20 protein-coding genes, 1 pseudogene and 1 riboswitch are annotated in these 18,729 nt (G+C 60.2%); of the genes and pseudogenes, 9 read left to right on the top strand and 12 right to left on the bottom strand.

Annotated features, from left to right (window positions below):
- Positions 1-2 precede the first annotated feature (2 nt).
- The 3 genes from FHT71_RS22815 to FHT71_RS22825 all read left to right on the top strand — a co-directional run bounded on the left by FHT71_RS22815 (position 3) and on the right by FHT71_RS22825 (position 2,162).
- The gene (locus tag FHT71_RS22815) at positions 3-935 is read left to right on the top strand and encodes a LysR family transcriptional regulator (RefSeq protein ID WP_132592995.1); all 933 of its coding nucleotides are present in this window, start codon (positions 3-5) and stop codon (positions 933-935) included.
- 139 nt (positions 936-1,074) lie between these two features.
- On the top strand, positions 1,075-1,788 hold the full coding sequence (locus tag FHT71_RS22820; protein WP_132592997.1) for an SDR family oxidoreductase: 714 nt from the start codon (positions 1,075-1,077) through the stop codon (positions 1,786-1,788).
- A 134-nt stretch (positions 1,789-1,922) separates the two neighbouring features.
- A complete protein-coding gene (locus FHT71_RS22825) occupies positions 1,923-2,162 on the top strand; it encodes a 4-oxalocrotonate tautomerase family protein (protein ID WP_132592999.1) in 240 nt (79 codons plus the stop codon).
- A 104-nt stretch (positions 2,163-2,266) separates the two neighbouring features.
- Here FHT71_RS22825 and fabI read toward each other — a convergent pair whose 3' ends face one another.
- The 11 genes and pseudogenes from fabI to FHT71_RS22880 all read right to left on the bottom strand — a co-directional run bounded on the left by fabI (position 2,267) and on the right by FHT71_RS22880 (position 13,260).
- On the bottom strand, positions 2,267-3,049 hold the full coding sequence (fabI, locus tag FHT71_RS22830) for an enoyl-ACP reductase FabI (protein WP_007791369.1): 783 nt from the start codon (positions 3,047-3,049) through the stop codon (positions 2,267-2,269).
- Between the two features lie 47 nt (positions 3,050-3,096).
- Positions 3,097-4,269, bottom strand: a complete 1,173-nt coding sequence (locus FHT71_RS22835) for an acetate/propionate family kinase (protein WP_132593001.1) — start codon at positions 4,267-4,269, stop codon at positions 3,097-3,099.
- A gap of 4 nt (positions 4,270-4,273) precedes the next feature.
- Entirely contained in the window at positions 4,274-5,242 is a 969-nt protein-coding gene (locus tag FHT71_RS22840) for a phosphate acetyltransferase (protein WP_132593003.1), read from the bottom strand.
- A gap of 58 nt (positions 5,243-5,300) precedes the next feature.
- Positions 5,301-7,550 (bottom strand): DUF3141 domain-containing protein, encoded by a 2,250-nt coding sequence (locus tag FHT71_RS22845; protein ID WP_183722157.1) that lies wholly within the window; start codon positions 7,548-7,550, stop codon positions 5,301-5,303.
- A 312-nt stretch (positions 7,551-7,862) separates the two neighbouring features.
- Positions 7,863-8,627 (bottom strand): ABC transporter ATP-binding protein, encoded by a 765-nt coding sequence (locus FHT71_RS22850; RefSeq protein ID WP_132593007.1) that lies wholly within the window; start codon positions 8,625-8,627, stop codon positions 7,863-7,865.
- Positions 8,624-9,664 carry an iron ABC transporter permease gene (locus FHT71_RS22855; protein WP_132593009.1) on the bottom strand — a complete coding sequence of 347 codons (1,041 nt, stop codon included), beginning with the start codon at positions 9,662-9,664 and terminating at the stop codon, positions 8,624-8,626. Before FHT71_RS22855 ends, FHT71_RS22850 begins: the two co-directional genes overlap by 4 nt.
- Entirely contained in the window at positions 9,661-10,677 is a 1,017-nt protein-coding gene (locus FHT71_RS22860) for an ABC transporter substrate-binding protein (RefSeq protein ID WP_183722160.1), read from the bottom strand. Before FHT71_RS22860 ends, FHT71_RS22855 begins: the two co-directional genes overlap by 4 nt.
- A gap of 178 nt (positions 10,678-10,855) precedes the next feature.
- Positions 10,856-11,084, bottom strand: a riboswitch (cobalamin riboswitch).
- A 21-nt stretch (positions 11,085-11,105) separates the two neighbouring features.
- Positions 11,106-11,450 (bottom strand): hypothetical protein, encoded by a 345-nt coding sequence (locus tag FHT71_RS22865; RefSeq protein ID WP_037082391.1) that lies wholly within the window; start codon positions 11,448-11,450, stop codon positions 11,106-11,108.
- A gap of 225 nt (positions 11,451-11,675) precedes the next feature.
- The gene (gene msrB / locus FHT71_RS22870) at positions 11,676-12,158 is read right to left on the bottom strand and encodes a peptide-methionine (R)-S-oxide reductase MsrB (RefSeq protein WP_132593013.1); all 483 of its coding nucleotides are present in this window, start codon (positions 12,156-12,158) and stop codon (positions 11,676-11,678) included.
- A gap of 99 nt (positions 12,159-12,257) precedes the next feature.
- Positions 12,258-12,665: pseudogene (locus tag FHT71_RS22875) on the bottom strand (epoxide hydrolase); the annotation flags it as partial.
- A 199-nt stretch (positions 12,666-12,864) separates the two neighbouring features.
- Positions 12,865-13,260 (bottom strand): organic hydroperoxide resistance protein, encoded by a 396-nt coding sequence (locus tag FHT71_RS22880; protein WP_132593015.1) that lies wholly within the window; start codon positions 13,258-13,260, stop codon positions 12,865-12,867.
- Positions 13,261-13,410: 150 nt separating this feature from the next.
- Between FHT71_RS22880 and FHT71_RS22885 the strand changes: the two genes are divergently transcribed.
- Both FHT71_RS22885 and FHT71_RS22890 read left to right on the top strand, forming a co-directional pair.
- A complete protein-coding gene (locus tag FHT71_RS22885) occupies positions 13,411-13,917 on the top strand; it encodes a MarR family transcriptional regulator (protein WP_007791338.1) in 507 nt (168 codons plus the stop codon).
- Positions 13,918-14,459: 542 nt separating this feature from the next.
- The gene (locus tag FHT71_RS22890) at positions 14,460-15,593 is read left to right on the top strand and encodes an NAD(P)/FAD-dependent oxidoreductase (protein WP_132593017.1); all 1,134 of its coding nucleotides are present in this window, start codon (positions 14,460-14,462) and stop codon (positions 15,591-15,593) included.
- A 283-nt stretch (positions 15,594-15,876) separates the two neighbouring features.
- On the opposite strand, the gene FHT71_RS22895 is transcribed toward FHT71_RS22890, so the two are convergent.
- The gene (locus FHT71_RS22895; protein ID WP_210294259.1) at positions 15,877-16,965 is read right to left on the bottom strand and encodes a DUF3095 family protein; all 1,089 of its coding nucleotides are present in this window, start codon (positions 16,963-16,965) and stop codon (positions 15,877-15,879) included.
- Between the two features lie 416 nt (positions 16,966-17,381).
- Between FHT71_RS22895 and FHT71_RS22900 the strand changes: the two genes are divergently transcribed.
- The 4 genes from FHT71_RS22900 to FHT71_RS22915 all read left to right on the top strand — a co-directional run bounded on the left by FHT71_RS22900 (position 17,382) and on the right by FHT71_RS22915 (position 18,719).
- Entirely contained in the window at positions 17,382-17,810 is a 429-nt protein-coding gene (locus tag FHT71_RS22900; RefSeq protein WP_132593019.1) for a hypothetical protein, read from the top strand.
- A gap of 33 nt (positions 17,811-17,843) precedes the next feature.
- A complete protein-coding gene (gene rpsU / locus FHT71_RS22905) occupies positions 17,844-18,080 on the top strand; it encodes a 30S ribosomal protein S21 (protein ID WP_007791329.1) in 237 nt (78 codons plus the stop codon).
- 63 nt (positions 18,081-18,143) lie between these two features.
- On the top strand, positions 18,144-18,338 hold the full coding sequence (locus FHT71_RS22910) for a hypothetical protein (protein WP_007791326.1): 195 nt from the start codon (positions 18,144-18,146) through the stop codon (positions 18,336-18,338).
- A 123-nt stretch (positions 18,339-18,461) separates the two neighbouring features.
- The gene (locus tag FHT71_RS22915) at positions 18,462-18,719 is read left to right on the top strand and encodes a DUF982 domain-containing protein (protein WP_132593021.1); all 258 of its coding nucleotides are present in this window, start codon (positions 18,462-18,464) and stop codon (positions 18,717-18,719) included.
- Positions 18,720-18,729 lie beyond the last annotated feature (10 nt).

The raw sequence follows: 18,729 nt of genomic DNA on the forward strand, positions 1-18,729 counted from the left end.
GAATGGATCGCATCGACGCAATGAAGGTGTTTGTGACGGCGATCGATGAGGGCAGTCTCGCCGGAGCAGCCCGCAATCTCAAACGATCGCCGACGGCGGTCAGTCGCGCCCTGAGCTTCCTGGAGGCACATGTCGGTGTCGAACTGCTACACCGGACGACCCGGACGCTGAAGCTGAGCGAGGCGGGTCAACGCTATGCGGCTGCCTGTCGGCGCGTGCTGGTGGATCTTGAGGAAGCCGACATGCTGGCGGGCGGCGAGCGGGCGGCCCCGCGCGGAACGCTGACAATTTCGGCGCCGCCGATCCTTGGCGAAGAGGTGCTGCGCCCCATACTGGACGACTTCCTTGACCTTCACCCGACGGTCTCCGTGCGGTTTCTCATGCTGGATCGATTCGTCAATCTGGTCGATGAAGGCGTCGACCTTGCCGTGCGTATCGGCCACCTGTCGGACTCCTCGCATGTCTCCACGCGTCTCGGTGGCGACGTGCGACGCGTCGTGGTCGCCTCTCCTCGTTATCTTGCTAGCCATCCGCGCATCGACGAGCCCGGAGACCTGTCAAAGCACCAGATCATCGCGTTCAGTAACTTCGGCCTGGAGTCCTGGAGCTTCACGCCGGCGAAGGGCTCCTCCATCCCACGCACGGTTCACTTCACGCCGCGGTGCATCGTCAACAGCGTTCGCGCCGCCGCCGCATCCGCTGCTGCAGGCGGCGGCCTGACAAGGCTCTACTCCTACCATGTCGCATCTTATGTGCGCGACGAACGGTTGAAGATCGTGCTTGCCGACGCCGAGCACCCGCCGCTGCCGGTGCACCTACTCGCGCCGCAGGGCCGTATGTCGGTGCCGAAGGTCCGCGCCTTCGTGGATTTCGCCACTCCACGCCTGCGCTCCGAGTTCGCGCGCATGGCAGCAGCGGCAGGCACTCTCGCCTGATTATGCCGAAATATGGTTTATTGTCGCTCAATCAGCGGCAATTCTCCCAAATATCGAATGGATCTAAATCAATTGCACCAACGCCGAGGGCGTAGGGCGGCCCCAACGTAGCGGCCGCGACAATTGAAAGGATCACACCATGAGCACGCAACAGAAGGTCGCCATCATCACCGGCGCATCGCAAGGCATCGGCGCAGAATTGGTGCGGGCCTATCGCGACCGGAACTATCGCGTCGTCGCCACCTCCCGGTCGATCGAGCCCAGCTCGGACACCGGCATCCTGGCCGTCCCCGGCGATATCAGCAAGCCCGAGACTGCCGAGCGGGTCGTCCGCGAGGCGCTTGAGCGCTTCGGCCGTATCGACACACTGGTGAACAATGCCGGCGTTTTCCTCGCTAAGCCATTCACCGAATTCACTCAACAGGACTACGACCACAACATGAGCGTCAATGTCGCCGGCTTCTTTCACATCACGCAGCGCGCAATCGCCGAAATGCTGAAACAGGGCTCGGGCCACATCGTCACGATTACCACCAGCCTGGTCAATCAGCCGATCGCCGGTGTACCCGCCGCCCTCGCCTCCTTGACAAAGGGCGGCTTGAACGCGGTCACCAAGGAGCTGGCCATCGAGTACGCAAAGACCGGCGTTCGCGTCAACGCAGTCTCGCCAGGCGTGATTAAGACGCCGATGCATCCGCAGGAAACGCATGCAGCGCTTTCGACCCTGCATCCGGTCGGCCGAATGGGTGAAATTCGCGATGTCGTCGATGCCGTCCTTTATTTCGAGGCGGCAAGCTTCGTCACAGGCGAAATCCTCCACGTCGATGGCGGTCAGAACGCTGGCCGCTGGTAGGGCGCGCGATTCCGGTTCGGCTCCCAGCGCCGGGTCGGCAACGGATATGCCCATGTCGAAACATTGGAACCCGAGATCGGCACCCTGCTCGCCGCATAGCGACATTTAAATCGAACCCGAAAAAGGAGACTGCAATGCCCATCGTCACCGTACAGGTTACCCGCGAAGGAACCACGCCTGACCGCAATTCGGTCACGGCCGTTGAGAAGGCCGCTATCATCAAGGGCGTCAGCCAGGTGCTGCTCGATGTGCTCAACAAACCGCTTGAATCAACCTATGTCGTCATCGAGGAGGTCGATCTCGACAATTGGGGCTGGGGCGGCCTGCCCACCGTGCAATACCGCAAACAGCGCGCCGCGGCAGCAAAGTCCTGAAGCTGTCAAAGGCCTGCGCCCGGACCCGTTGCTCACATTGCGAGCGACGGGTCCGGGCGTTATGTGCCTCGACAGCACTTCGCAGAGCGCCAGCCCGCGTCGCTTCAATCTATGATGTGATAACCGCCATCGATGTAGATCGTATCACCAGTGATCAATCGCGCCGCATCATGGGCAAGGAAGGCGGTTGCCATGCCGACATCGTCGATCGAGACGAGGCTGCGAGTCGGTGCCGTTTCCTGCGCCTTGTTCAGGAGCTCATCGAATTCCGGGATGCCGGACGCCGCCCGTGTTGCCAGCGGGCCAGGCGAGATGGCATGAACGCGAATGCCCTTTGGTCCAAGTTCGGCAGCGATGTAGCGAACCGCGCTTTCCAGCGCCGCCTTGGCCACCCCCATGACATTGTAATTCTTCACCACCATCTGGCTGCCGTAGTAGGTCATGGTGAACAGGGTGCCGCCGCGCTTCATCAGGGGTTCTGCAAGATGCGCCATGCGGATAAACGACCAGCAGGAGATGTCCATCGTCTTCAAGAACCCGTCGCGCGGTACGTCGACCACACGTCCTTGCAGCGTATCCTTCGGCGAGAAGGCGATCGAATGCACGACGAAATCGAGCTCGCCCCATTGCTCGGTGATGTGGTCGAACACGGCCTCCAACTGTCCAGGCACCGCGACGTCGAGCGGCATGACGATCAGTGCTTCCAGTGCCTCAGCTAGCGGCTCAACATAGGGCTTGGCCTTGTCGTTGAGATAGGTGACAGCCAGCTCCGCGCCCAAGGCCCGGAATGCCCTGGCACAGCCCCAGGCGATCGACTGGTCATTGGCGATGCCGACCACCAGCCCGCGCTTTCCTTCGAGAAGCTTGGCCTTTACCTCGGGAATCATATTAGCCCTCTCTTCAGCATCAAAACGCTCTGTATCGCGCGATCTCTCTACGCAGTGATAAGCGCGAACGTATGTCGTGCGATCATCAGTTCCTCGTCGGTCGGCACGACATAGATGGCGACCTTGCTGTCGTCGCTCGAGACGAGCAGGTCGCCGGTGTCGTTTCTCTCGGGGTCAAGCGACGCTCCGAACCAGCCCAGCTTTTTGGCAATCCGTGCCCGCATGACGGCCGAATTTTCGCCTACGCCCGCCGTGAACACGAAGGCGTCCAGTCCACCGAGGGCGGCAGCAAGCGCACCCGCATTCAGGCCGATGCGGTGGACGAAATGATCAAGCGCAAGCGTTGCGCCCGCCTCGCCGCTGGCAAGCAGGTCGCGCACGTCGTTGCTAATGCCGGAAAGCCCCTTCAGGCCGGACTCCTTGTAGAGAAAGTCCTGCAGTTGCGGTGCCGTCATGCCATGCTGCTGGAGGAGGTAGAGAAGCACGCCAGGATCGATCTGTCCGCATCGTGTGCCCATCGGGAGTCCATCAAGAGCGGTAAATCCGAGGGTGCTCTCGATGCTTAACCCTTGATACAGCGCGCACATCGATGCTCCGCTCCCGAGATGCGCCACGATAACCCGTCCCCTGCCGACAGCGGGTGCGATCTCGGCCAGTCTTCCAGCCACATATTCGTAGGACAGCCCGTGAAAGCCGTAGCGCCGGACACCCTCATCAAAATAACGCGCCGGAATGGCATAGTGGTCCGTCATGGGGTCATGGCCGCGATGAAAGGCCGTGTCGAAGCACGCGACCTGCGCAAGTTGCGGCTGGCGTTCCAGCAGTACACGGATCGGCGCGAGATTGTTGGGCTGATGCAACGGCGCCAGCGGCGTGTACCGTTCCAGTTCACGGAGCAAATCGTCATCGACGCGTGCCGGACGCGAATGGTTCGGTCCGCCATGAACGACGCGATGGCCGACGGCAATCAGCCGGCCCTGCTGCCGCTGCCGCAACCATTCCCCCACCAGGCGCATCGCCGCCGGCAGGTCGGGAACGGCTTCGGGTGGATAGTTTTCGTTCGCCAGCCGCTCTCCGTCACTGCTCTTGATGGAAAGGTGCGGCGTCGTTCCGATCCCCTCCATCTGTCCTTTGACCAGCCGCGCCAGTGAGTTCGCGACCGAAAACACCTCGAACTTCAGGCTGGACGAACCGGCATTCACGACGAGGATGGTGTCCATGGCATCAGCCGCCTTGTATCGGTGCCGTGCGACGGCGCGCATCGGCGAGCAAGACTGCGACAGCGCAGGAGGCAAGGCGCGCCCGCACTGAATCCGCCCGCGATGTCAGAATGATCGGCACGCGCGCACCCAGCACGATGCCTGCTGCGTCCGCTCTTGCCAGAAAGGTCAGGTTCTTCGCTAGCATGTTGCCCGCCTCGAGATTGGGAACGACGAGGATCTGGGCGCGTCCCGCAACCGGCGACTTGATGTCCTTTATCCGGGCCGCTTCCGGATCGATCGCGTTGTCGAAGGCAAGCGGCCCGTCGAGAATGCCACCCGTTATCTGCCCGCGCTCAGCCATCTTGCAGAGGGCGGCTGCGTCAATGGTCGAGGGTATCTTCGACGTGACGGTCTCGACAGCCGAAAGGATTGCCACCCGGGGCACGCCAAGGCCGACCTGTGTGAACAAGTCGATCGCGTTCTGGATGATATCCCGCTTGGCATCGAGATCCGGCGCAATGTTGATTGCGGCATCGGTGATAAAAAGCGTTTCCGAATAGTTCGGCACATCCATCACAAAGACATGGCTGATCCGGCGCGCCGTCCGCAGCCCGGTAGCCGATGAGGTGACGGCCCGCATGAGCTCATCCGTGTGCAGGCTCCCCTTCATCAGCAGGTTGGCACCGCCTTCCCGGATGATCTCCACCGACTTCGCCGCTGCTGCATCGCTATGCGGCGTGTCGATCAGTTCGAATGGCGAGATATCAAGGTCGTGAGATTTGGCGACCGCGCGCACCTTCTCTCCCGGCCCGACAAGGATCGGACGCATCAACCCAACCTCGGCCGCCTCGACCGCTCCACGCAGCGATGTCTCATCACAAGGATGGGCGACAACCGTCCGCATCTGCGGCACCTGTTTTGCCTTTGCGATCAGCCGTTCATACTTTTCATGACGCCCGGCTTCTTCCCCGATGTTGTCCAAATCCGGCATCTGCACGTGCTCCGTGTTGAAGGACGAGTACAAGTTGTCGACCGTCGGCAACTCTCGTTCAGTTTGCGCGCCTGACCGCCTTGAGCGGCGTGGGTTTCCTCGGTGGCGATACGGGTCCGGCAAGCGGCTCTGCGGAGAGATCGAAAAGCCCGATAACCCTCTGCCAGCGCCGCTCGGCTTCTTCCGAAAGCGGCCCACGCGCATTCAAGACCTGCTGGAGAGACGACAAGGCTTCGCGGCGAACGTCTTCTTCCGCCGGCAACAGGCGAGGTATCGCATTGACGGCAGCCTCCTCATCGATCACCAGCATGAAAAACTGATCGCGGATCAACGCCTTGAACTCCGCCAGCGTCATTGCCGGCATTGCGTCCTCGGCGTCGCGCATCCGACGGATCGCGGCAAATCCACGCTCATCGGCTGCGCCGCTCGCCATGGCGACGTAAAGCAGGCTACGCGCCAGGCCTTCGCGAAGCCCACCATTGCCGATTTGCGCCTTGAGTTCCTCGACCTTCGTCTTAAGGACCTGACGATGAAGTCCGGTTTTGCTCGCGCGCCGGTGCGGCTTTGCGTCGGACGGATCGATACCAACGGCCGCCTGCAAAAGCGGAGAGCCATAGACAGAGAGGAACGTCGCCTCGCCTAGGGCCTCCATTGCTTCGCGCCATGCATCCAGCCCCGCAACAATCTGCCGGGAGAATGCCTGTTCCAACGCCAGGAAGGGATTGTCCGCAGCAACGGGGCGCCGCTCGTCCTCAACATCGACGGCAAGGTCTGCAATCGGTGCCATCAGGGGATTGATGTCAGAAAACAGCTCGTACTGCAGCCGGAGCGGATGCGCTTCGCGCAACTGACTGGCCGCCCATTCGGGCACCATCGCGCGGACAACAGGCTGGAGGAACCTGCGATAAAGCGAGAGGTTGATATCCGACACCTTGGCGACGGTTGCAAAGCGGCGGTCGTCCTCGGCACTATTGCAGCCGAATACTTTGATGTCATCGAGCGTCCTTGCCTCGCAGCGCATAATCCAATCGCCCTCGACGAGATCCCCGCCGATGGTCTCATCGGTCTTTGCCTCGAAGATTGCCTCATAGAGGCCTGGCGGCAACGCATCGATCAGGTCGATGTTGCTGGAGAGTTCTCCATGCTCCTTGCGGGCAACGCTGGCGGACACGAAGATCCCGAGATGGCCGACGGTTTCGTGAACGGTGTAGACGATCGTCTGCCCGTGCGACCGTATCTCGTTCACGTCATCATAGAGGTCCAGGATCCACCCGAGCGCCTGTGCGGGGGGTGTGATGTTGTCTCCCTTGGAGCAGAAGACCACGATCGGCGCACGAATATTGCGAAGATCGATTGCCTCGCCATTGGATGCCTCGATGCGGCCTGCCGCGAGATTGTTGCCAACGAAGAGCTCGTCGACGATGAACTGGATCTCTTCGGCGTTCAGGCTGACGTGCCCGCCCCACCACTCCTCGAAGCCGAGATAGCGCGGCGCCTCAGTATCGATCTTCGAGTAGAGATTATACTGCTTGGTCCAGAGCGTGTTGGCGGGGTTCTGGTTCTCGAAATTCTGAACCAGCCAGGCGCCGTCGAACTGTCCGTGGCCAAGGTCGCTCGTCAACGCGGTGAGCCAGGTGCCGCCCAGCAACCCGCCCGTATAGCGCATCGGATACTTGCGGCGCTCACCAGCCCAATAGGAAAGCGGCGCACCGGCAATGATAACCGATCCGAAGAGTTCCGGGCGCATGGCTGCGAGCATCATGACGGCCCAGCCCGCCTGGCAATTTCCGATCACACAGGGCTTGGCGTCCGCCTGCGGATGCAGCGAAATGACTTTCTCCAGAAAGACCGCTTCCGCCAGAGCAATGTTTTCGATCGTCTGTCCCGGCACCGGCTGCGGAAGGAAACCGATGAAATAGCATGGGTGCCCAGCTCTCAGCGCGACGCCGATTTCACTGTCCGCCTTGAACCCGCCGATGCCCGGTCCGTGCCCGGCTCTCGGATCGACGACAACGAAAGGTCGGCGTGTCTGGTCAACCTCTATTCCATCAGGCGGGACGATCCGGACCAGCGCGTAGTTGACCGGCCGCTCGAACGTACGCCCGTCGAGCACGATTTCGGGTGTGAAGCTTAGGACATGCGGCGCCGTCGCTTCGGCATGAGCCCTATACTGGTTGCCGCGTTTGCGCATGACATCCCAGAACAACACGCTGCGCTGGGCGGCATCCAAGGCATAGTCGAAAGCAAGACCGGCTGGGCCAAACTGAGCGGCAAAACTGGTCGTCGGAAGATAGGAAGAGTACCGCATGCCAAAGCTCCCTCATCCACCCTCTCTGCGAGGGATCAAAATCGTATGCCCGGGATAGTATTCTCGGTCTGCGTCCGCTCTGTGAATGGACAGCTCGCGCCGTCAGACACATGTTTTGTTAGCAGATGCAGCATAAGCGCATTGGGCGGAGTACCCAACGTATTTTACGGTAGCATACGCCGTTCCTTGACAGCGCCACGGATGGTCGTGCCAGTTCTTGGTGAGGTATTTGTCGATGAGCAACAGGCCCGAAGGGCACCGTACGTCGGTAGTTCGTCCAGCCCGCTATGCTTGGGCCCAACAGCAGCATCGTCAGGCGATAATGTATTGAATGTTGCACCGCCCATGGATCGAGGACGTCTCGACATGCGCCTGCACGCCGAACACGTCGCCGATCAGATCCCGCGTCAGCACGTGCTGCGGCGTCCCCGTCGCAACGATTTTACCCCGCTGGAGCACAGCCAGCTGATCGCAGAACATGGCGGCCAGATTGAGATCGTGCAGGGCGATGATGCAGGTGACGCCGAGCCTGGAAATCAGGCCCAGGATCTCGAGCTGATGCTGGATGTCCAGGTGGTTCGTAGGCTCATCAAGGAGTAGTTCGGTCGGGCTCTGCGCAAGGGCACGCGCGATATGGACACGCTGGCGCTCGCCGCCGGAGAGCGTCTGCCAAAGTTGCTTCGCTCGGCCTTCCATGCCGACGCGCGAGAGCGCCTCATCCACGGCAGCATCATCCTTTGCACCCAAGGGCGACAGGAGACTGCGATGAGGCGTGCGCCCGAGGCGCACAACATCCTTTGCGGTCAACTGCGTCTCGGTTGTCGCCTGCTGCTCGACGAAAGCAACACGGCGCGCGAGATCGCTCCGCGCCATAGTCGAAACGTCGCTCTCGCCCAAACGAACAATGCCGCTGCGCACCTTCCGCAACCTGCAGATCAGCCGCAACAGACTCGACTTGCCGGATCCGTTCGGCCCGAGCAGCCCGAGAATCGTTCCTGTCTGCACCGTCAGGCTGACGCCGTTGACGATCAGGGAGTTGCCTGCTGTAAAGCTCACATTGTCGAGGCTGATGCTCATGCCGTCTTCCGAGCGCGATACAGGATGACCGCAAAGGCAGGCGCGCCGAACAAGGCCGTGACGACCCCGATTGGCAAGACTTGTTGCGGGATGATGATCCGCGAGATGATATCGGCGCCGACCATGAAGATCGCGCCGCCGAGCACAGTCGCGGGAAGCAGGCGATCATGCGTGGGCCCGACAAGGAATCTCGCGGCGTGCGGGATGACCAGTCCGACAAAACCGATTGCGCCAACCATGCTGACCACGGTTGCCGTCATCAGCGCCGTTGTTCCAAGAAGCACCACCTGCACACGCCTGACCGCAATACCCAACGATGCCGCCGCGTCCGTTCCGAAGACGAAGGCATCCAGCGCCCGCACATGGAACAGCGAAACGACGAAGCCGAGCACCGTCACCGGCACGGCCAGATAGACGTCAGGCCAGCGGATACCGCTCAGCGAGCCAAGCAACCAGAACATGACGCCCCTCGCCTGCTCGGCATTTGCCGAGGTCGTGACGATATAGGAGGTGGCCGCATTGAAGAGCTGCGATCCGGCGACGCCGCAAAGAATGATGCGTTCGCTAGTGCCTCCGGCGCCTGCCGCAAGAAAGGCAACGAGCAGGAATGCGATCACGGCGCCGATAAAGGCGCCGCTGGACAGACTGAGAACACCATAGCCGAAGCCGAGCAGCATCACGCCAACCGCGCCGGTCGAGGCTCCTGCGGAAACGCCGAGCACGTAGGGTTCGGCCAACGGGTTTCGCAGCAACGCCTGCAGAACCGCGCCGCTGAGCGCGAGCGACGCCCCGGCACTTGCGGCCACCAACGCTCGGCTCAATCTATAGTCCCAGATGATGCCTTGATGGATGCGGCTAAGCTCGAAAGTCGTACCGAGGAGGCGGTTCGACACCGCTTTCGCGGTCGTCGCCAGCGGGATCGATATCTCCCCGATCGAAACGGCGAGACCGATCATCAGAGCGAGCAGGGAGAATGCAGCAATGGCGAGCGCACCATGCGCCCACCATACCGACTGCCTGAAAATGGCGCCGCTCACTGCGCCAGACCGAAGGAATTGATGCCCTTCGCCAGTATCTCGATCCCGTCGATCGTCCGGATCGTCGGGTTCATCGATTGGGCATCCATCATGACGAAGCGCTTATTCCTGACGGCATCGAGTTGGCTCGTGACCGGGTCCTTTGCCAGAAAGTTGAGCTTTACCGTGGGGTCATCCGCCGCATAGCGGCGCCGGTCCATCGTCGCTACGACGATCACAGCCGGATTGGCCTCTGCAATCGTCTCCCAGCCGACGAGCGGCCACTCCTCGTCTGTCGCGACCACATTCTTCGCACCGAGCATCTTCAGGACATAGGCCGGGGCGCTGTTCTTTCCGGCGATGAATGCATCGCCGTTGATTTCCTTGCTGGAGAACCAGAAGACGACCGGGAGGTTCTTTGCAGCGGCACCGGCAACCGATGCGACGGCCCGCGCTTCGCGTTGCTGCAGCTCGGCGATGAGCGCATCGCCGCGCTCCGTGATGTCGAAGATTTCGGCCAACTCAGCGATCTCCCGATAGATCAGGTCCATCGTGAACAGTTCCTTGCGAACGCCGTCGCCGCTGTCGGCATTGACCTTGGCGACGCAATCCGCCGGCGCGATGTAGGTATTGATGCCGAGTTCGGCGAATTGCTCCCGCTTGCCGACGGACCCTTGCTGACCGACGTGCCACTCAAACTCGGCGGCGACCAGATCCGGTTCCTGACCGACGACGGATTCAAAGCTCGGATCGTTGTCGGCAAGCCGTTTGATCCTCGCGTTGACTTCGGCATATTGCGGCAAAACCGGGCCGACCCAGACTGCCGTTCCGGCAATCCTGTCCGCCAGCCCGAGCGAGAAAAGAACTTCGGTCATGCCCTGACCGACCGATACGATGTTGGCCGGCGCCTTATTGAAGACGACCTCGCGGCCGCAATTGTTGATGGTCAATGGATACTGGGTGGCGGCAAGACTTGGCGCCGCCAAGCCAGCAAAGCCGAAGGCAAGCGCAATGGCTGCAAGAAATTTACGCATAGGCAATCTCGATTAGGAGGAAAGGGGCCAGCGTTCATTGCCGGCGCAACCGCTAGGAATGACGGCACGCCGGGCTAACGCTAGCGACGGAAAACCCAATCGAGACGGATGTGTGCTCTATATCGGCGAAGGCTCAGGTCAATCATGGCTGTTCCTTTCCGGGCATCCCCGCCCGGGTGATTGGATCGTGATTGACGGCAGGTCTCCTGGCTCACGGATATATGCCTTCATCTGCCTTCCCGCGATTGGTTCGCAGTGACATGGTCCTAAACGACCTCGGATGAGCGACAATCCGCCTACAGTTGCGGGGGCAGCCACGGTTTTGGTCCCTCTTGGGTCGTCCTCACCATGTTCCCTATTAATCCCCTTAGAGTCGTCCTTGGGGAACCGTCGCGCTCAGTTACGCCGGCGAGCCGTGCGACGTCAAGTCATCGATTGGTGGGCGCTCGTCCGGGTTGGCTCTGCTGCATATCTTGAAATCCGACCTCAGGACATCCTCGGATGTTGGCAAAGGTGATCTCCCGGCGATCGCCCCATTCGGTCAGTCCCCTCAGCGTCAGAACGTTCTCGTCGCGATAGACAAGGTCGGTGCGGTAGATGCCAGCGCGGCGGGCCCGGTTCTGCGCCTGACTGACGTTGCAGGTGCCTTCCGATGGCGACACATGCCAGGTGCTCATACCACTGCCATTGGGTTGCCAACCGCCTGACTGACCCAAGGCCGCTGCTGGTAGAAGGACTACGATCCCCAAGGTCGTATGGAAGGCCGCTTTCATGATCCCCTGCCCCGGTTGTGCGCGAAGTGTTGCCACAAGCGCCGAGATGATGCGGCCAAAATAGACGGACCTGTGCATTGCGCAATCATCTACAGACTGGGCCGCACCCCATTTGCGACAAATCGCGGGGAAGTCGCCCATCAGCGTTGATGATCGGTTAAAACTGCCTGTGGGCCGGAGCAATCGCCGTCTCGACGGCGACGATTGCGCTCCGGCGGCGAGCATCTATCGTGCTGGCGCTCCTTCCGGGCCACCGCGACCAAGCTTGTCAGGAAGCGGCTGCCCTTTCGGGGTGAATTCGAGCGACCCTGAGTTTATGCAGAAGCGCTCGCCTGTCGGAGGCGGGCCGTCGGGAAAGACGTGCCCCTGATGCGCGTTGCAACGCGCGCAAACAATTTCCGTTCTGAGCATGCGGTAGCGGGTATCACGAACGCGCCGCAGGTGATTGTCGGCTGCCGGGGCCGTGAAGCTCGGCCAGCCTGTACCGCTTTCGAATTTCGCAACGGCCTTGAACAGCGGAAGTCCGCAGAGCCGGCAGGTAAAAAACCCCTCGCGTCGCTCGTGGAGGAACACGCCACAGAATGGCGCCTCCTCACCATGCTCCAAAAGCAGATGGCGATCCTCCTCGCTGAGGTCCGCCACCAGCTGCTCCATCTGTTCCCGAGTGGGAGGGGTAAGATCGAACTGCAATTCGACGACGTCACGCATTCCTGGTTTTCCTTCGATCCGGCGGTTTCCCGAGACCTTCTTCGCGCAGATTACCGTCACCAAAGAGACGGCGCCGCTGAAGCGCCGTCCTAACCGCCCCTACGCCGACCGCAGCGAGCGGAAGGCCGCTCTGAGCTCCGAAGCGAAGCCCTTCGGCTGCTCCCAAGCAGCAAAGTGCCCGCCCTTGTCGAGCTTGTTGTAGTGGATGAGCTTCGGATAGGCGCGTTCCGTCCAGCTGCGCGGAGCCGCATAGATCTCATCCGGAAAAACGCTAACGGCGACCGGAATGGTGACATTCTTGACGGCAAAGAACGCCAGCTTGTTTTTCCAGTAGAGCCGCGCCGACGAGACGGCCGTGTTCGTCAGCCAGTAGAATGTAATGTTGTCCAGGATATCGTCCCGCGTCAGGCCTTCGGCCTTTCCATCGAAGACGCGTGCGATCATCTCGTAGCTGCGGATATCGTGGTCGATCATCCATGCTGCCAGACCGACCGGCGAGTCCGCGATCTGACGACGCCGGCAACCGCCGCGCATCCAAGCAGGCTACGCCGTGTGATCGATGATACTGGAGCTGTCATGATATCCTCCTGTGCTTGAGGTTGCTCGGGATGCGGGCACGATTTCACTGAAGGCGGCGCGCATCCCGTTGCATGATGGTGTTGGCGATACCTTTGGATTGGTTCTCGCCGAGAGCGTTCTCATCCCTTCAAACGAGGTTGAGCGCCACGTCGATGTTGCCGCGCGTTGCCTTAGAATACGGGCAGATCTCATGCGCTGCGTGGATGAGTTCCTCGGCGACATCACGCTCAATGCCCGGCACGCTGACGTTCAGGCGTGCGCGCAGGAAGTAGGAACCACCGTCGGCGTTCAGATCGATTTCCGTGTCGATCTCGGGCTCAACGGGCAGCTTGATCTTTCTTTGCGCTGCAGCGACCTCAATGGCACCAATGAAGCAAGCCGACCAAGCAGCGCCGAAGAGGCGTTCGGCCGCCGGGTGCGGCTGCGACAACTGAAGGTCAAGCTCGCCATCACTGCTGCGTGTGAAACCATTGCGACCGCCCTTGTTGTGGGTCTTGCCGGTAAAGAGGAGTTTCTCGGTCATGGTAAAATCCTTTCTGGGATTTGTTAATCGTATCCGCTTTAATCGGATACGATCTAAATAGGTCGATGAAAATGCATTGTCAATACCATTGCGATTTAATCGGATGCGATTTATATAAAAAGCAGAACGAACAGCCGAATAGGATCTCCCATGTCCGCATCCAAAACCGCCAAGAACCTGGAGACAGGAGCGCCCTCTTCCGGCGAGAGCGACAGCAAGAGCAACAAGCTCTCCAACTTTTTATGCTTCGCGGTCTACTCGGCAAATCTGGCCTTCGGCCGCGCATACAAGCCGATCCTCGACAAGCTGAATCTGACCTACACCCAGTATATCGCAATGGTCGCCCTCTCCGAGAAGGACGACCAGACCGTAGGAACGCTCGGCGAAAAGCTCTTCCTGGAATCAAACACGCTGACGCCGATGCTCAAGAAACTTGAGTCCCTGGGCTATATCCAACGCAAACGCGATCCCGCTGACGAGCGGCAGGTGCGACTGAGCCTGACGCCGGCCGGACGCAATCTGGTTGAGGCGGTTCCCGGCGCGCCACTGGTGGAAGCCACCGGCCTCGGCGAGGACTTTCCGGTCGTGCAGAAATCCGTGGTACGGCTGCGCGACAACCTCCTAAAGGCAACGCAAGACGGGCCGGCGAAGGATTGATCATTCTCACTGCTGTAAGCGTCGATGTATGCGGCGCTCGCTTGGCATGCGGGACGAGGGCGTCGCGCATTTGGCGCGCTGGCAACAATCCGCGACCAACCGGCGGGCAGGATTGGGCGTGGCGGTAGAGCATAGATGGGCTAATCGGCTTCGTTCCCGATCTTCACCAAGCCGACCCCGCAGAGAAGCGCGCGCCGCGAAAAGACGTTGAACGCTGCACAAGTTGGAAACGGCAGTGACTGTCAGAAGACTTTTGCTCCTTAGAGCAGCGATTTCGGCTGGAATGCGCCATTTGCGGTCGTCATCCGAGAATGGCGTCCGATTGCTAATTCAGAAGACAGGGTTGCATCACTCAGGCTTTTAATACAGGCTAATGCCGTCGCGAAAAACGGCAGGCCGATTTCAGCCGCCGAATACAAGTCGGACGAGCACATAGCTCCGGCTCGGCCAGCGTCTCCCGAAGCAATCGCCTGATACGATCAGGCTACAGCAATCATCAGCGCTGCGGACGCTGCATGCTTGCATTTGATAGGAGCGCTGCAATGCGAAACCCAGTTACGATCATCGGTGCTGGTCTCGGTGGCCTTACGTTAGCCCGTGTTCTCCATCTTCACGGCATCCCCTCGGTCATCTACGAATCCGAAGCCTCGGCGAGCGCGAGAACGCAGGGCGGGCTACTGGATATCCATGAATACAACGGCCAGATTGCCCTTAAGGCCGCAGGACTTTTTGAAACCTTCCTTGGCCTCGTCCGCCACGGCGAAGATGCAAAACGGGTCGTTGATAAGGACGGTCATATCCTATTCGACAGTCCTGGCGACAACGCCGCCAATCGTCCTGAAATTGATCGAGGCCACCTTCGGAACATGCTTATCGGCTCGCTTCCCCCGGAGACGATTAAGTGGGGCCACAGGGTCACATCGATAGCCCCGCATGGCGCAGATCAGCACGAGGTCACTTTTGCCAACGGTTCAACCGTCCTTTCTGATCTGCTTGTGGGTGCCGATGGCGCGTGGTCGAAAGTTCGTCCGCTTTTGTCCCCTGCTAAGCCCCTCTACTCAGGCACATTGTTCATCGAAACCATCCTTTTCGACGGCCACACGCGCCATAAGGCAAGCGCGGAAGCAATAGGAAGTGGCACGCTTATGGCAGTCGCTCCGGGCAAGGCCATCTTGGCGCACCGCTATGCAAACGGAATGCTGCATACCTATGCGGCCTTGAACAAGCCGGAAGACTGGGCGAATTCAATCGACTTCGCCGACCCGAAGGCTGGCTTGGCTCGTATCGCCGAGCAGTTCGAAGGATGGGCTTCCCACCTAACCGCCCTTATCACAGAGGGCGAGGCCGATCCCGTGCTTCGCCCGATTTATGCGCTGCCAGTCGAACACCAATGGCGACGAGTACCCGGCGTGACGTTGCTTGGCGATGCGGCACATTTGATGTCGCCGTTCGCGGGAGAAGGTGCCAACCTTGCCCTGTATGATGGCTACGAGCTTGCAAGTGTGCTCATCTCGACGCCCGATGATGTGGAAGCCGCACTTGCGCTCTATGAAATGAATCTCTTTCCCAGAAGCATGAAGGTCGCCGAAGAAACCGCACAGAACCTCAGCCGATTTCTTGGTGATAATGCCCCTCACAGCGTAGTCGCTCTCTTTAGCAAACATCGCGCAAAGTAGGCGTTAGCCGGTCCGGGTAAGTCGGCTTCGGGCCGACTGCAGACGATGGTGTGATCTCGTCCCGCCGAGAGCGCCCCAAGAAAAAAACGCGAACAGCGCTTGACCTCGACACGCCGATTAGAGAAGCACCGCTGGCTACGAGCCGCCGCGCAACGCTTGAAGAGAGATCGGCTGATCGAACAGCCGAGCACCGGAATCACCCGAAGCCCCCTGGAAAGCGCAAAGCCGATCGGGCAGCATCGGATATTATTCCGAATGTCGCCCGATTCCAACAGAGCCACACCTACCGTGATGACACCATCGGAAGGTCGTTTGCCTCCATCATCTCGGCTGCCTTGGCATACCCGCCCCCCATACCGTCGAGAAAGTGCAGGTGAGAATCCGGCTTTCCCGAAGGCACGAAGCAGGTCATGAGCGCATGAGACTGGCGGTGGAGTCCGAAGTTGACCTCACCTCGCGCCTTTGCCGCAACGAGGATGGCCTCGACCGCTTCGATCTGTTCGCTCGTGCAATCCAGTGTGAGACGCAGGCCGTCATCATACTTGCGGAAGTCGGAGCTGGAGGCGACGGCCAACCAGCTTTCGCGGTCGACCGACCTGGCACCGTCCCTGGGGATGGCGGTCTCCCGCGATGCCGGCTGGGCTTGCCGCGTGCCGGCGTCGAGAACCGAAAGCACGCACTTCGCCAAGGACGCAAAGACCTCCGGGCTCCTATCTTCGGCTGGCTCGACGAGCAGCGACAGGATCTCGCCCCTCTGGCTGGGAAACGGCTCCCAATCGCAGGTCAGGCCGGTCAGATCGGGTTTCGTCGTGTAGCTGCCCGGCTTTACGAGGTATCGACCATTCTTGATCTGACGCTCCGCCCATTTTAGGCCGCCGCCGGCAAACATCGCATAGGTCGCGTTTTCAGAGGCGGCATAGTGCGCGATGCGCACGTCACGTCCATTGGCACGGATCGCGCCCACGCGCACCAAACCGGCCCGAAGAGCCAGGTTGAGATTGGCACTGGCAAAGGCGACCACCTGCCGCAACGCGGAAGTCGCGGTCATGATCCCATGGGGCGGCAGTGCGAACGCAGCCCCGTCTCCGCGAAACACGAAGGGAAAATCGAAGTTGCCCCAGGCGTTTCCCACGGCGGCGATCACCGATGCGCCGGCGTAGTTGACGTCTTCGTAGCGCCCTGACTTGATCGCCGACGTCGAGTCGACGACGTCGGTTATCCCGATCAACCAATCATCGGGGAGCGCCTCATAGACGGATGGGTCGAGCACCCGCGAAAATTCGCCATAGGCCTGGGGCGTGTTTGGATGATCGCTGACGATCCAGCGTTCCTTGGCCTTCGTCACACTGACGACCGATTGTACCGACTGCATGAATCTGTTCCCGTGCCACATAGCGAAGTCCTTTCCGCCGCCCGATTTATTTCGCGCGCGAATAACTCGGATACGCTTTAAATACGCGGGCCGCGCGCAAACGTCAACATCCGATTTAATCGGATGCGATTTATTTATCAAAGATCGTGGTACAGAAACGGCCGAATCACCTTTCGCCCGGTTGACGCATCATACGAAATAGGGGCGGCTACAAACCGCAGTATCACCGTTCAGACCCGATATTCCCCCGAAAGGCTCATAGCCGTCATCCACGCAAGGCACCCGCTCCCAAAGTACATGTGGATTACCGCATGTGATAAATTCCATATCGCTGCACTTCAGGTAGCATGTGCTTGGATGATTACATTTCCTAGTCATCAAGAGGTCACTGCAAAACTCACATCGTTTGTTTTGCGGTGACCTCGCCAAAAATCCGCGAGCGGCGGATCCTGTCTCTCGACCTCCACGACATCAAGCATGTGACGGTTGACGAAGCGCGACGCTCCGGAACGGCGTGTGCGGCGATCGAAGCCTTGCAACGGGTCGCTCGCATTCCCATCTTATGGCGGACACCCAAAAAATACGAACCTGGCACGGCCGATGCCTCGCGCGTCGTATCTTCGCTTTCCTTCGGTCTGCGTGATCGAAAAACCGGCACCGTGTTGAGCATGCCGCAAGTGCGGCGAAGGATTTCAACTGAACAAACCCAATATCGCCGTCGCATCAGCGGCGGTCCGCGCGAGCGCGATGACGCCGCTCGCAGCCCGGACAAGAACTGGAAACCTTACCCCTGCCTTCTCACGCTGCGAGAACTGCAGGAACTGATCGCTCAGCAGCTTGGCTGAGACGCACCCCATCCTCAAAGCCAGGAGAAAAAGATGCAGGTCATCGTCAGAGACAACAACGTCGAGCAGGCCATGCGCGCGCTGAAGAAGAAGATGCAGCGCGAGGGACTGTTCCGCGAAATGAAGGAACGCCGATCCTACGAGAAGCCATCCGAGCGGAGAGTCCGTGAACGGGCGCAGGCAATCGCCAGGCAGCGCAAGGCTGCCCGGAAGAAGTTGCAGCGCGAAGGTCTCCTGGCCTCGCCGAGGCGACGCTCCTCCAGCCGATAGGCTGTCAAAAATATTGCCGTCCGATGTTCTCAACGGCAGCCCCATCCCGAGAAAGGACCAACTATGGAAGAACTGCACAGCCTGACTGTTTCCGATGAACGGCTCGAGGACTGCCGGGAGGTGATCGAACCGGATCTCCAGGAGCTCATTCGAACGACAATCGCCTCCGGCTTCTCAGCCGAAGAGGTTCTGATTGCAATCAGTGAACTCGTCGCAGAGGACTACGCCGTGTTGGCCAAGTTCCCGAGCGTTCACTGATTGGCCCGCGTGGCTGATCGACGGATGAAAATGCCAATCAAGTCACGGTCTCACGACGGGTTGATCGGTTCACACAAACACCTACATCCCGCTTATCGCTCGTTGGCAAAGAGGAGGTTCGTCATGAACACGATCGGCCACGCAACTGAACCAACATGGGCGGCGCCCGTGGCAATTCAGATTGGGACACGACCCTCTGAATATATCCATGGTCCGGCCGAAGCGGTTGAGTATCTGGAGCACAGATGGCCGCTCGAAAGCAGCATGCACGTTGAGGCGGCCAAGCGCCGGTGCGTGGAGGCCATGAACCACCTCGCGCACCTGGAAGCCGCCAGAGATGCCTTCGTCGCAGCCGCTGTGGAGGCCAAGGTGTTGGCCTAATCAACTCCGA

Source organism: Rhizobium sp. BK060 (assembly GCF_014193145.1).
Taxonomy (GTDB): Bacteria; Pseudomonadota; Alphaproteobacteria; order Rhizobiales; family Rhizobiaceae; genus Rhizobium.